Raw genomic sequence first — 13,170 nt, 5'->3', positions numbered from 1 at the left:
ACGCCGAGGCCACGACCCCCACATGCGGTTGCAGTATTAGACATTCTCACCGGAACCCCCCAAGATGGATCCTAGGTGTCGGCCACTGGCCCTGGATGGAGGTGCGGTACGTTGGATCCCGTTTCTGCGTCGCGACCGCGTGGGCGTTACGGCCAGGACCACGACTAACGCCATGGTGCCAGGTGCTGTGGAGGGTCCGCGCGTTTCGAGGTGGATGGTCCCGACCCTTGGGGTCGAGGTTATTGAGCGCTACCCGCACCCAGGACAGGGTTTTACGCAAGGCCTGGTCGTCGAGGGCGATTTGGTGTGGGAGAGCACCGGCCTGTACGGGCAATCCACGTTGCGCTGCTATCGGCTGGGCGACGCTGTTCTGCAATGGGTCGGTGCCCTTGGTGACGAGTTGTTCGGCGAAGGCATCTGCCGTATCGGCTGCTCGCTGTGGCAGCTCACTTGGAAAGAGCATCTGGCGCTACGCTGGTGCCCTCGTACCCGCACACTGCAGCAGACCGTTGCGCTGGACCGGCATGGCTGGGGAGCCTGTCGGATGGGAGGAGTCCTGGTCACCACTGACGGGACCGATGAACTGGTCGTGCGCAACGCCCACGCCCTGTGCCCGGTGCGTACGCTTCGCGCCACCGCCGCGGCCTGCGGGAGCGATCCAATCGGCAGGCTCAATGACCTCACCTACGCTCGCGGACGCCTGTGGACCAATCTCTTTCGCACCCCCTTCATTGCGGCTGTCCACCCACGCACCGGCCAGGTCACCGATGTCGTCGATGTCACCCGCCTGACCTGCGACCATGTCCGGGGTCCCCTTACTTGCCTGAACGGCATCGCCGCGCTACCCGAACCCGGCCACTTCCTGCTCACCGGAAAGCAATGGCCCTACATGTACCGCGTGCGGTTCACTGCCGAACCCGGCTGAACCCTCGGTCGCTGGCACTGCCCGAGGTACACGACCGCACCTAGAAGGTGATCACGCAGGGGATGCAGTCACCCATCGGCTCAGATTGCCATCGTCGCTTCCTGGATCCAGCGTTTCACCCGGTACGGCAGCCACCAGGCCAGCTCGCCGACGCGCAGCACGAGATGCTCCTCGGTGAAGTCGGCCAGCGCGTCCGGGGGCACGTCGGCCGCCGGGGCGCCGTGGTCCAGCCGGGCGATGGCGTCGTGGTAGTGCTGTTCGTCGCAGGTGAAGCGGCGCAGGTCGCCCCAGCGGCGGTCGCGGATCTGGAGGAAACCGGGGCCCTGCCGCCACAGGCACTTGCACAGGTAGTGGCTGCTCCGCCAGGCGAGCAGCTGTTCCTCCGCCCGGTCCGGGCCCTCCAGCCGCTGCGGCGGCTGGAGATGGCTGAGCAGCTTCCACGTCTCCTCGTCGCCGGGCCCGGCCCGCAGCCGCCATTCGACGAGCACGGCGCGTGCGGTCAGGTCCCGGACCAGGCACAGCGACCGCACCGTGCGGCGTGCGGCGTTGGCCGCGGCGTTGGCCGCGGGGGTCAGGTCGATGGTGCGGGGCACCACGACCCGCCGGGCCCCGAGGCCCCACAGTCGGTCGGTCTCCTCGTTCATCGGGCCCGAGAGACGGTGGCTGCCGAGCGCCATACCGGGCAGGGCACAGGCGTCCGGGTCGTAGTCGCGCCAGGCGGTGACCGTCAGCGGGACGTCGTCGGCGGTGGTGCTCGGGGGGTGGACTGCGCTGGTCATGGGGCCTCCTGGGAGCGCGGGTACCGGGCTGTGGGTCACACCGAGACGGGTGGCTGGACGGTGTCGCGGGGCGCGTCCGCACTGCCGCGGTCACCGCCGCCCGCCCAGGCGTCCCCTTCGGACCCGCCCCCGCCGGCAGGCTTCGGCGCGGCGGCACCCGCGGTGTGCAGGTGCCGCATGAAGTCCAGCCGCAGCAGGTCCTCGTTCACCGCGGCCGGGGCGATGTGCACGTACTGGCCGCCGTCGGTGAAGACGATGCCCCGGGCGACCCACTCGTCCAGGATCCGCTCCACCTCCTCCTGGCCGCGCGGGTCGCCCGGGACACGGGCCGCCGCCTTGCGGGCGAGCGCGGCCGGTGCGTGCGGCTGGTCCAGCAGCCGGAACAGCGCGACCTCGAACGGATCGGCCAGTTCCCACGCGCGCCACGGGAACGCGCGGCGCCGGCTGACGAGCACGATCCGGTCACCGAGGTCGGTGTGCGTCAGCCTGGCGTCGGTGTGGTGCTTCTTCCAGCCGGCCAGCGCCTCGTTGAGGGCGGAGACGGTCGGCTCGCCGATGCCGCGCGCCGGGGCCTCGAAGACGTAGGCGAGGTCGTACAGCTCCTCCTCGGGCAGGTCGTAGGTGAAGCGGTAGTGCGCCTCGGGGCGCAGCCCCGTGAAGCCGAGTTCGGGGCGGTTGAAGTACGGGCTGAACCGCTCGATCGCGATCCGGGCGGACAGGTCGACCGGCGGGTCGAGGTGCTCCAGGGCGGGAATCTGCGCGATGACCGGCTCGTAGTCCTCCGCGGTCTCACCGGGGAAGCCGTGCAGGTAGTTCCAGGAGACCGCCAGGCCCGTCTCGGCCCCGTCGCGGAGCATGCGCACGTTCTGGCACCCGCTGACGCCCTTGTCCATCAGGTCGAGCACCCGGTTGTTGAGGCTCTCGATACCGGGCTGGACGTAGATCAGACCCGCGTCGGACAGGGTGCGCAGCTGGGTCCGACGCATATTGGCCTTGATCTCGATGTGCAGCCGCAGGTCGTAGCCGCTGTCGATGATCCGCGGAAGTACGGTGCTCAGGTAGCCCATGTCGAGGATGTTGTCGACGACGTACATGTCCAGGACCCGGTGGCGCCGGGCCAGTTCCATGATCTCCTCGTAGAAGACCTCCGGGCTCTTGCTGCGGAACTGCATGAAGGAACCGTTGAGACCGCAGAACGTGCAGTGGTGCTTCTCGCCCCACCAGCAGCCGCGGGCGCCTTCGACGACCAGTTTCGGCTCCACCCAGTTGCGCGCCACGGAGGCGGCCAGGCACTCGAAGTAGCCGCTGTAGTCGGGCGGGAGGATGTGGGCGGGCGGCAGTGGCGCGGTGGCCATCGGGTTGACGACGCTGCCGCCGTCCGCGGCCCGGTGGCACAGGCCCGGGATGCCGCCGAGATCGGTACGCCCCTCGGCCAGTGCCCTCACCAGTTCCGGGAACGCGGTCTCGCCCTCGCCGCGCACGACGTGGTCCACGAACGGGAAGTTCCGGTGGACCGCGGCGCCCTGTTCGGCATCGCAGTTGGCCCCGCCCATGACGGTGACGACGTGCGGTGCGAGCCGCTTGACGTGGCGGGCGGCCGCGAGGGCCGCGGTGTTCTGCTGGAAGGTGGAGGTGAAGCCGACGACGTCGGGGGCGTGCTCGACGATGCGCCGGGCGATCTCCTCCACGAACGCGGGCACTTCACGGTGCAGCTCCCGGGTCATCCGCATCCGCGACCCGCGCAGCTTGCCCTTCATCACCGACGCGAACTCGTCCTCCCGCCACGAAGGGTCGCCGTACAGCGCCGAGGAGAAAACCCAGTCGCCGCATCCCATGAAGTAGGACGACAGGGAGTAGTACCCGTAGTCGTCGGCGGCGAACTCCCGGCGGGCGGTGATCCAGTCGGTGAAGTCCAGGTTGGCGTGCAGGACCTCGGCCGTGGCTCCCGGGACCCGCTCGTCGATGCTGCGCTTGAGGATGCCGAGGGCGAGTGAGGGCAGGTCGATGGGGGACCAGGGCATGTTGACCAGCAGTACGCGCACTTCGGCTCCTTGACGGTCCTCGAACGGTGGGACGTTGGGTGCTGGGGCGGCGGGTCCGGGCCGGTCCGCCCGGCGGTCGGTCGTCACGCCGGGCGGACGCGGGGCTTCGTCGGTGCCGGCCGGCCCGGGGCGTGCGCCGGGCCGGCCGGGCCGGGTCAGTCCTCTTCGGAAACCTCGACCTCGCGGAACTTCCCGATCTGGGGCGTGCCATAGAGGCTCCGGGCCTCACCCACCGTGATCTGGGGCGTGCCATAGAGGCTCCGGGCCTCACCCACCGTGATCTGGGGCGTGCCATAGAGGCTCCCCACCTCACCCACCAGCGGGTCATTGTTGATGACGTCCTTCTGCATCGTGTCCTCCTCTCTCAGGTGCGCCGATGTGATGCCTGTCCCGGTGCCGTCGACGCCGGCGGCCGACCGGGACCCCTCTCCGTTCGGAGCGGGACGTCTAAGTGTGCGCCCGGTCCTCCGGGCCGGGGCGCGCGAACCAGGGTGCCCCCGCGCGGCGCAGCACGCCGATGTGGTCACGGCCGTCGTAGCCGTCGGGACCCGCGTCCAGCCAGGGCCTCGTGCCGCACGCCCGCGCGGGCGAGGGCCCGCAGGCAGTCGCGCGTGCCGTCCGCATGGCCGCCTCTGTCGGTACTGTGACCAGGTCCTGCGAGTTTTCGCGTGTCAGCGGTTTCGCGGTACCTCTTGAGATTTGATGTCCATTGTGACATGCCTCACGTGCTGGGTGGGTCCACCAGCCGGTCCACGGACGGGGGGAGGTTTGCGTCCACCGATCGGGGGGCGGGGGTCGGCGGCGACGCCCTGCCGAGCCTGCAGGAGCTGTCGTGGCGCTCCGCGCGCATGGCTGACCTGCGGCGTTCCATCGGATGGACCAGCGGACCAAAAATCCACGCCTGCTCGATTCCGGGGCGGTAGTCCAGCGGCAAGATCATCGGTCATCAGCGGGCGACTTCCTGGTGGGTCAGTACCAGCAGGGCCCGCACCAGCGCGGTCGCCCACCTCGGATCCGTGCGGACCTTGCCCAGCACGCGCCAGTTCTTCAGGTGCGCGAAGCCGTGCTCGACCGGAGCGCGCACTGCGGCCAGCGCTTTGTTGGAGAGCTTCTGGCCACGGGTCAGCGGCCGGTTCCGGGCGGCCTTGTAGCCGGTGATTACCGCCGGGTCGGCGTCCGGGCCGCTGTCGTCGAGGCCGACGAAGCCCAGGTCGGCGATGGCCCCGAGCCCGGCGGCCCGCAGGTGGGCGGTGAGTTTGTCGTGGCGGCAGGCGGTGATCTCCGAGGTCCGCCCGGGCCGGGCCGCGGAGACCCACAGCAGTCGGCCCCGGTCGTCGGTGAGCGCGGTCACGAGCAGGCCGTGGCATTTGTTCTTGCCCGAGTAGTTCTTGCGGTTCTCGGCCCCGGTACGCCGCCGGGTACGTATCACCGAGCCGTCCAGCAGTACGACTCCGCCACCCTTTCGGGCGATCTTCTTCAGGGCGCGGTCCAGGCGCGGGGCGCGGGCGGCCAGCAGGCCCACGACCTCGCGCACCCAGCGGGTGACAGTGGTGCGGTGTATCCCGTTGCCGCCCGCCAGGTCGCCGGGCCGCTGGTCACAGCGCAGCACCGCCAGCACGATGCCGGCGATCTTCCCCGCGGGCAGGGCCCGCCACCTGGAGCCGATCTTCTTGAAGTGGCCGCGTAACAGGTCGGCGAGCCAGTTCAAGGTGGCACTCGGCAGCGGCAGGCGGGCGGTGTAGACAAGGCCGTCAGGGCCCTCGACGGGAGGGTTGTTTTTCTTCACACCAAATTCAACTGCCGCCGGGAGCCCGCCGGTTACGCCCTCTCGTCGCCCCGGTCCGCAGATGCTAAAGACGTGCGGTGAACTTCCCGTCAGGCCGCTTGTGCAGCCAGCCACGATCGGCGAGCTTGGTCATCTTCGCCCGCAGCGGCTCCAGCTTCCCGCGCACCCCCACCTCGAGTCCCAGTTCCTCACCCACCGCCCTGACCTGCACTGGGCCGCCGTCGGCCCGCACGATCGCCAGGATCCGGTGGTAGTCGGCGGGCAGCGCGGCCTCGTCGCCACTCTCACCCCGGTGCGGGATCAGCAGCACCGCACGCCCGGCCACCTGCGCTTTCCTCGGAGCCGCCCCTGCGGCCTCCGTGTCAGCCCGGTCCTGTTCGGCCAGACGGCGCAGGACCCGCTCAGCGATCCCCAGCTCCTCCCGCTCGGCCTCGACCTCCTGAAGCCGCTTGGCCAACTCCTCAGCTAGCGCGTCCAGTTCGCTACGACGAGCCGTGATCCGCTCCAGATCGGACATCCCCACACCCTCCCCACGATCCCTGACGTATCGACACGGGGGCGGATCGTAGGCGGCCCGCTCACGCAGGCGCAGCAGAGCCAGAGAACCCTCCCCGCCGACCGGTCAGACGATCTTCACCATGGACACCCGCCAGCGACCAGCCCGAGCACCCCGAACCCCGTGCACACCAGCCCACCTGACGTGCAAGTTTCACGATGCACACTGCTCATTGATCACGACGCAATACGCCCCCTAAGGCCGGCAAGACCTTGTGGTCCACCGGCACCGCCGGCAACGCCGGCGCCACCGCGCGATTCGACGCCAGCGGCAACCTGGTCGTCCGCAACGCCGCGGACACCACCACCCTCTGGGAGTCCAAGACCATCGCCGCCGGGGGTACGGCCACGCTCACCGACCGCGGCAACCTCGTCGTCCACAACACCCAGAAACAGTCCCAGTGGTCCAGCAACACCGTCGTCCGCAACGACATCAACGGTGACGGCCGCAGCGACATCGGAGCCTGGTACGACTTCGCCGCCGGCTCGGACGCCACGTACACCTTCTTCGGCCAGGGCGACAACGGCGCGATCGGTGCGCCGTTCAAGTCCTACGCCGCGCCGGTGGGCGAGTGGGACGCCAGGTACATGAAGTTCGTCTCCGGTGACTTCAACGGCGACGGCCGCAGCGACATGGCGCTGCTGCGCGGCTACAGCGACGCCAGCGTGAAGGCCTTCGTCGCCCTCGGCAAGACCGACGGAGGCTTCGCCACCCCCGTCCAGGCCTGGAGCTCCCCCGCGGGCGGCCCCTTCCACTACAGCTACATGACCCCGCAGGCTGGCGACTTCAACGGCGACGGCCGCGACGACATGGCCGTCTGGTACGCCGGAGCCGACGGCACCACCAAGCTGCACACCTTCACCACCAAGACCGACGGCACCTTCAACACCCCCGTCGCCTCCTGGTCCGCACCCGCCGGCACCTGGCTGCGCACCAGCACGAAGTTCGTCACCGGCGACTTCAACGGCGACGGCCGCGAAGAGCTCGGCGTCTACTACAACCAGGGCGGCAACGGGATGAAGACCTACGTCTTCACCACCCAGCCCAACGGGACCTTCGCCAACCCCACAACGTGGTGGGAGACCACCCTCAAGTGGGACCAGGCCTTCCCGCAGGCCGGTGACTTCAACGGCGACGGCCACGACGACACCCTGGTCTGGTACGCCTACGACGACGGCAGCGACAAGACCAGCACCATGCTGTTCCAGAAGGTCGACGGCCAGAGCAAGTTCGGCTCCGCCAAGGTCACCCTCAACAGCGCTGGCGGCCTGGACGTCACCCGCCTGCAGATGGCAACCGGTGACTTCAACGGCGACGGCCGCGACGACCTCGCCATCATGAACCACCAGACCGACGACGTCGTAAAGATGTGGACCTGGACCGCCCGCCCCGACGCCATGTTCAACGGCGGCCAAGCCGGCTGGGCATCCAACCCCGGCGCCTGGGTCTACACCTCCACCAAGCTCGCCAACCGCTACAACTAACCCTCAGCTGACGGGGTGCGCTACACACTGCCCGCACCCCGTCAGCCGCGCCCGCCCCGCGACCCCACACCGTTCCACGGCAGCACCTCGGACCGTGTTGAGCAGGCGCCGGGCTGCACGTATCCGGGCCTTCGAAGTTGAGCGGCGCGCTGGTTCGGCTTGCTGACGCGGCGTTCACGCTTCGTGTTGGATTGGGCTGCTTGGCCTTGGACGCGAGGTGCCCGTGGACTGCGTGATCATTTCTGTTCTCTAGCAGAACGATCACGCAGGAGCCACGGGCTTGCTCGACGATACGACGTATCTGCTCGACCTCGGCGGGGTGTCCGTCGTCCGGGTCGAGAGGCTGGCGGACGGGGCACGCCCGGGTCCACCTGGCCACGGCCGAGGACAGGACCCGGGCGTGCAAGGCCTGCGGGGTGTTCGCCACCAGGGTGAGGGGCTCGCCGGTGACCCGGCCCCGCGATCTTCCGTACGGCGAGAGCGGGTTGGAGTTGCGCCGGCACAAGCGCCGCCGGTGGTGCCGGGAGGCCGGCTGCCCGCGCGGGTCGTCCACCGAGCAGATACCGCAGCTGCCGGCCGGCGCACGGATCACCATGGGACTGCTCGATGCTGCCGGGCGGGGACGGCGCGACGCCGCCTCCACCGTCATCCAGGCCGCCCGGGATCTGCGTCTGTCCTGGCCGACCGCGATGGACACCTTCCGCGCCGTCGCACGCGAGGTCACCGAGGCCCGCAGCACTCGACTTTGAAGTCCCGGTTATCAGGCATAGCGGATGGGTAACCACCGCTCCGGACCTGAGGTGCCCCCGAGAACCGGGGAGGCGGGTACGGGCAGCTGGGTGACGGTGCGTCCGTCGCCGGCCATCGCGGCGAACAAGCCCTGAACGCGAGGGCCGCTGCGCCAGGCCGTGTCCCTGTGAGGGGCAGGCGTTACGGCCAGCCTTGCGTCACCTTGGCGGGGGCCGTGTTCCAACTTTTCGGTATGAACGTAATCATATAGGTCCCGCGGTCGAAGTCTGCGTATCCAGCGGACCAGTTCCGGAACTTGCTCTCGTATACCTTCATCGGGCCCATGCCACCGTTGGGTGAGTGATAGTGGTTGGCGTGGGTCCACACAGTCTGGTCGTGGTCTTCTTCCTTCTGGTCACCGAACCATCCGTAGTCGAAATTGACATAACTTTCGCCTGAGTTGCCGGGGCTGCGCGAGGTGTTCCTGTCCTTCGACATGTCGACCAGGCCTGTGCTCGGGTTGGGGCGGAAAGCCTCCGGGTCGCCGTACTTCCTCTTGTTGGCGGAGCTCCGCGGATCCTGTCCGCTCCAGAAGTGCTTGGAGTAGATGACCGCCTTCATCCTGGACGGGTCGTAGTCGCCCCCCTCTCCGTCCTTGAAGGAAGGGGTGTTCCTTAGAGCCGAGTAGAAGTTCGAGCGAGCGTCTTCGTTGCGCAGAGCGTCGTTGTTTCTTGTGAGTTCTGCCTTGAGGTTACTGAGATAGGTCCCCTCGTCGTGTGCGTTCTCCAGGGCCTTGTTCATGATGGATGCCACATCACGAGCCCGCTTGAATCCCTTTCCCTCGTCGAAGCTCTCCTTGGCGATGCGCCCTTCAAGTTCGGCCTGGGTCTCGCCTGGCCGGGGAGTGGTGTTCTCCAGGGCATTCTTGTATTTGTTCTCATCGAAGGAGGCGAACGCCAGTTTGTTCGTCGGGTAGGGGCCTGAGTTGACCCAGGTGACGCCCACGCAACCGTAGGACAGCTGTTCTCTCTGCTCTTCGGTCATCTGCCGTGCCTGGCCATCGCGGTGGCTGTATACCTGCTGCCACTTGCGTATGTAGTTACTGACGCCCGTAGTCGCCCTGCCCCCGTACGTCCGGTACGCGTCAGGCATGCGGTCAAGCGGCTCGGCGGGAGGCGTCACCCTGCCGCTTGCCGCCGCGGAGGCCCTGGGGGATTCGACGGCACTCGGCAGCGACGCCCCTGAGGGCTTGTCGGGCTGACCCAGACTCAGAGCCCTTTCGTTCAGTGCGTTGATGTGCCTGACATCATCTGCCGTCAGGCCGTGCTCTTCGGCAAAGGACTCCCTCTTCTCCCCCTCGACCCTGTTGGCGGCCTGACTGGCCGACGGGATGAAACCAGCGGCGCACATCACTACGCCCACGGTGGTGAAGGCCAGAAATCTCGAGCGTTTGTACATGAGAATCACGAACTCCTTTGCATTGAGACGTCATGAAGCGATGGCATGCGAGAGGGACAACGCAGTGTGGGGCCTGACAGCGCACCCCTGTGTCGCAGCACCCGAAGCGGTAAGGCACCGGCGGAAGGGGACGTAGAGGGTGCGCGAGACGGTGGTGCTGGTGAGTCGCCGGCCAGATGGCCACGTCGCCGTAGCCGACCGGAGGCCACCCCGATCAGGGCCCCCGAGACTACGAAGCGTCCCGGACCGGGTGGCCTGGGCTGCAGTAGCGGACTCCGGCGCGCGAGGCGAAGCCCATGAAGCTGACGCCGTCAGGCCCACCCGACCAGGGTGAACATGCGCGTGCACGGTGTCCGTAGCGCGGAGGAAACTGCGATGGCCTGCGTTGGGCCCAGGCTAAGGACCGTCCTTGGCTTCCTCTGCGCGAAGGTGTCCGACGGTCCAGGGACCGGCCCCCCGCACTGGGGCTCCGGGGACACAGGGACCGGAAGCCAACTCGCAGGCTGTCCGGTCCACCCTGTGGAGGGGTTGGTACATCACACCTCGACTCCCGCATGAATAGTCAGGTTGTACGAGAACAGATCATGTCTCGGTGCCAACTCCCGTACAACACAACGGCTTCACATTCGGCCACGCCGCCACATAGGGCAGTATTCGGTCACCGCCGCGAGCTCGCCCAGCTCCGGATGCGGAGCGACGGCATTGTCCTTGTCCCTGGCAAATGGTCTGCGGCGAGACTGGCCGCAGTGACGTCGGGAATCCCGGGAAGTGTTCGATAACGGCGCTGCTGACCGGGACGAAGAGTCCCGTAGAGAGGTGGTGGCCCAGGTACGGAAGCCGCTGTCTGCACGCGGCAGTTCGGAACCGAACGAACCACACCCGCTCCCCGGAACCGCTGGATCTCCGCCATTCGCCACAGCGGGCTCTCGCTCGCCTCACCTCCGTCGACAGCCCTGCCACTCGCCCTGCCTCTCTGTGAAACGGCTGGTAAGGCCCCCTCCGGCCAAACACGCGAGTATTGATCTCTCCGAGCTGCATGCTGTTCGGTTCAACAGTTCAACCGGGACCAAGCCCGGCTAATACACCGGTCTGGTTTCTGGTTTCGCGATCTCGGTCGGACCCCGGCTCCGGGAACGGGTGCGGCCACCGCCTGATCAAGCCGCGCTTGTAGGTGGGCGCTGTCTGCTCCTTCTCCCGAGTGGCAGCTGACCAGGGTGGCGTCGCTGTCGAGGGCCGGGCCCGGGGAGGCCGCCGCCGCGAGCAGCGTGATCCGTACGTCCTCGGCGGTGTCCCGGAAATCCGAGAGGTACATGTTGCCCTGGTGGATCTGCTGGTTGCCCTGGTGCAGAAGATCAATGTGCACGGGGTCTCCCCCGGCCCTCCCGGGCCGAGGGGAAGGATGGCAAGGCGCCGGATCGACCTCGCAGTGGGCCTGCTCGGTTGATTCGGCAACGCCGCGAGTCGCCGTGCCGGGCGCCGCGACGCGGCGCACGTCGCCTGATGCGGCACGAGGACTCCGGGGCCGACCAGGCCTGCGCCTCACGCCTTCGTCCCGTCCGAGGGGCAGGCCGCACTCGCCTCGGATCGTCACCCGGGGCATCCCACGGCACGGCCTTGGCAGTCGCGGCATCCCGGCCGACGGGGCCCTCCGCCCGGATCTGCGATCGGGATACCGCACGTCGGCTTGTTCGCGCCGGTGACGCCGGCTGCCGCTGGCAGTGTCCCAAGCAGACCACAAGGATGTCCGTGGCCAAGGAGGTCGACGAAGAAGGACGGGAGTACATGGGTTTACGACGAAGAACACGGGTTGGCTCGCGCATGGGAGCGTTGAGACGCAGCGCGGTCGTGCTGGTGCTCGCCTGCGCCGGTGGTCTGGCGGCCCCGGCATCACCACAGGCGGCCTCCGCGGTCGCCGCATCCGCTGCTGCCGCATGCTCCACCGACCCCACCGCCGAGGGCCGGGCGGGCACGCCGGTTTCCGACAGTCTGGTGTCCGTGGACCGTGCAGACGGCCGAATCGCTCAGTTCCAGCTCTTCCACGACGCCACCGCGACCGTGGACTTGCCCTTTGTCTGGCAGCGCGAACAAGGCGAGCCGGCAGGCCCGTTCGGGCCATGGCAGCGGGTCGGCGCGGCAACCGTAGGGCCGAAGAGCCACGCGATCTCTGCCGTCGAGAACTCGGCGGGCGGACTCGAGCTGCTGTTCCCCAGCTACGGCTCGTACTGCCACGTGCAGGAGGACGGCAGCACGGGCGGTTGGAGCGTGCCCGCCCCCTTCGGGCTGTCGCCGGCGCCGTATCAAGGCGGAGTCGTGCTGTTCAAGGAGCGGGACGGCAGCATCGACGCCCTGGCATCAGGGTCGCGGTCCGGCCGCGCGATGGAACTGCGGCACCAGCAGGACGCAGGTACCGGCTGGGGGCCCGTCCAGTCCATGGGCCAGGTGCCGGAACCGAACGTGGGCCTCGGCCGGCCGAGCACCGTGGAACAGCTTCAGGACGGGCGCCTCCATGTGACGGCGCGAGAGTGGAACAGGGACCGCATCTGGGAGATCGTCCAGACGGCACCCGGCGGGGACTGGGGCCCCTGGCAGCCGCAGTCCCCGCCGAGCACCCAGCCGGCGCGGGCCTACGCCTCCGCGAAGCGCGTACAGACGTCACCGACCACCGGTGGCGCCCGGCTGGAAGCGAACCGCGCGACGTCGCTGCTGGACGGGGACATCGTCACGTTCACCATCGCAGGCGGGCCGCCGAAGGCCTATGTGTGGGTCAAGCAGTGCGGGCCCTCGCCATCCGCGACGACCTGTGACGATGCCACGGGCCGTCAGTTCCGCGTGTACCCGGACGGTACCTACGCACCCGCGCCGAAGAAGCTGTACGCCCAACTCGGCACCGGCGCCGGCAGCATCGACTGCCGCACCGTGGCGCCGGACCAGCCGTGTTCCCTGGCCCTCACGGACAACACCGGGGCCCTGCTGGCCACCCTCCCGTTGCACTTCCAGCCCGACGGCGACCCTGAGGCGCCCCCCACCCTGCTGGTGAACCCTCACGAGGGCCTGGTGGGCGGCCAGTCGGTGCACGCGACCGGCGAAGGCTATGAACCGCGCTACCACGTGGCGGTCATGGAGTGCGCCAGCGGCGCGACCGACACCCTCGGCTGCCGTCCGCGCGGCAGGCCGCCGGCGACCAGCGACAGCGGCCATGTCGACGAGACGGTCACGTTGTCGGTGACGTTCACCAGCATCGATGGCCGCACCGTTGATTGCCGTGCCGAGGGGGCCTGCGAGCTGGTTGTCTTCGGCACCCGGGTCCGCGGTCCGGACTCGGTGCGACAGCCGCTCGAATTCCTGGCCACGGCCGAGTGACCCCCGGCCGGTGACACGCTGCTGACCGGTACTCCCCGACGAGTACCGGTC

The 13,170-nt window shown here is 68.6% G+C and carries 12 protein-coding genes; 5 read left to right on the top strand and 7 right to left on the bottom strand.

The window, feature by feature from the left end; translation table 11 throughout:
- Window positions 1-214 precede the first annotated feature (214 nt).
- Window positions 215-925, top strand: coding sequence for a glutaminyl-peptide cyclotransferase (locus tag FEF34_RS37450; protein ID WP_171053249.1), 711 nt, complete (start codon window positions 215-217; stop codon window positions 923-925).
- 80 nt (window positions 926-1,005) lie between these two features.
- Here the strand turns inward: FEF34_RS37450 and FEF34_RS37445 are convergent, their stop codons facing one another.
- The 6 genes from FEF34_RS37445 to FEF34_RS41695 form a co-directional block, all read right to left on the bottom strand.
- The gene (locus tag FEF34_RS37445; RefSeq protein ID WP_138057127.1) at window positions 1,006-1,704 is read right to left on the bottom strand and encodes a DUF5825 family protein; all 699 of its coding nucleotides are present in this window, start codon (window positions 1,702-1,704) and stop codon (window positions 1,006-1,008) included.
- Window positions 1,705-1,739: 35 nt separating this feature from the next.
- Window positions 1,740-3,746 (bottom strand): RiPP maturation radical SAM C-methyltransferase, encoded by a 2,007-nt coding sequence (locus FEF34_RS37440; protein ID WP_138057126.1) that lies wholly within the window; start codon window positions 3,744-3,746, stop codon window positions 1,740-1,742.
- 155 nt (window positions 3,747-3,901) lie between these two features.
- Window positions 3,902-4,096 (bottom strand): hypothetical protein, encoded by a 195-nt coding sequence (locus FEF34_RS37435; protein ID WP_138057125.1) that lies wholly within the window; start codon window positions 4,094-4,096, stop codon window positions 3,902-3,904.
- Window positions 4,097-4,193: 97 nt separating this feature from the next.
- Window positions 4,194-4,370 carry a hypothetical protein gene (locus tag FEF34_RS41700; RefSeq protein WP_171052748.1) on the bottom strand — a complete coding sequence of 59 codons (177 nt, stop codon included), beginning with the start codon at window positions 4,368-4,370 and terminating at the stop codon, window positions 4,194-4,196.
- 322 nt (window positions 4,371-4,692) lie between these two features.
- Window positions 4,693-5,532: a transposase family protein gene (locus FEF34_RS37430; protein ID WP_138057124.1), complete on the bottom strand. Its 840-nt coding sequence runs from the start codon at window positions 5,530-5,532 to the stop codon at window positions 4,693-4,695.
- Window positions 5,533-5,596: 64 nt separating this feature from the next.
- Window positions 5,597-6,049 carry a hypothetical protein gene (locus tag FEF34_RS41695; protein WP_171053248.1) on the bottom strand — a complete coding sequence of 151 codons (453 nt, stop codon included), beginning with the start codon at window positions 6,047-6,049 and terminating at the stop codon, window positions 5,597-5,599.
- Between the two features lie 251 nt (window positions 6,050-6,300).
- Here FEF34_RS41695 and FEF34_RS37420 point away from each other — a divergent pair, with 251 nt between their 5' ends.
- A complete protein-coding gene (locus FEF34_RS37420) occupies window positions 6,301-7,572 on the top strand; it encodes an FG-GAP-like repeat-containing protein (protein ID WP_234042954.1) in 1,272 nt (423 codons plus the stop codon).
- A 446-nt stretch (window positions 7,573-8,018) separates the two neighbouring features.
- Window positions 8,019-8,321 carry a hypothetical protein gene (locus tag FEF34_RS37415; RefSeq protein ID WP_138057123.1) on the top strand — a complete coding sequence of 101 codons (303 nt, stop codon included), beginning with the start codon at window positions 8,019-8,021 and terminating at the stop codon, window positions 8,319-8,321.
- A gap of 181 nt (window positions 8,322-8,502) precedes the next feature.
- Here the strand turns inward: FEF34_RS37415 and FEF34_RS37410 are convergent, their stop codons facing one another.
- Window positions 8,503-9,759: a protein-glutamine gamma-glutamyltransferase gene (locus tag FEF34_RS37410; RefSeq protein WP_138057969.1), complete on the bottom strand. Its 1,257-nt coding sequence runs from the start codon at window positions 9,757-9,759 to the stop codon at window positions 8,503-8,505.
- 1,198 nt (window positions 9,760-10,957) lie between these two features.
- Between FEF34_RS37410 and FEF34_RS37405 the strand changes: the two genes are divergently transcribed.
- Window positions 10,958-11,203, top strand: a complete 246-nt coding sequence (locus FEF34_RS37405) for a hypothetical protein (protein WP_138057122.1) — start codon at window positions 10,958-10,960, stop codon at window positions 11,201-11,203.
- A 383-nt stretch (window positions 11,204-11,586) separates the two neighbouring features.
- Window positions 11,587-13,119 carry a neocarzinostatin apoprotein domain-containing protein gene (locus tag FEF34_RS37400; protein WP_171053247.1) on the top strand — a complete coding sequence of 511 codons (1,533 nt, stop codon included), beginning with the start codon at window positions 11,587-11,589 and terminating at the stop codon, window positions 13,117-13,119.
- Window positions 13,120-13,170: the final 51 nt, after the last annotated feature.

The organism is Streptomyces marianii, from assembly GCF_005795905.1.
Lineage (GTDB): Bacteria > Actinomycetota > Actinomycetes > Streptomycetales > Streptomycetaceae > Streptomyces > Streptomyces marianii.
Note: the sequence above shows the minus strand (reverse complement) of the source record. Positions and strands in the feature narration are given on the sequence as shown.

Coding starts and splice junctions, on each gene's coding strand:
- FEF34_RS37450 (WP_171053249.1), top strand. CDS start 215: ATGGTCCCGACCCTTGGGGTCGAGGTTATTGAGCGCTACCCGCACCCA.
- FEF34_RS37445 (WP_138057127.1), bottom strand. CDS start 1,704: ATGACCAGCGCAGTCCACCCCCCGAGCACCACCGCCGACGACGTCCCG.
- FEF34_RS37435 (WP_138057125.1), bottom strand. CDS start 4,096: ATGCAGAAGGACGTCATCAACAATGACCCGCTGGTGGGTGAGGTGGGG.
- FEF34_RS41700 (WP_171052748.1), bottom strand. CDS start 4,370: ATGCGGACGGCACGCGCGACTGCCTGCGGGCCCTCGCCCGCGCGGGCG.
- FEF34_RS41695 (WP_171053248.1), bottom strand. CDS start 6,049: ATGTCCGATCTGGAGCGGATCACGGCTCGTCGTAGCGAACTGGACGCG.
- FEF34_RS37410 (WP_138057969.1), bottom strand. CDS start 9,759: ATGTACAAACGCTCGAGATTTCTGGCCTTCACCACCGTGGGCGTAGTG.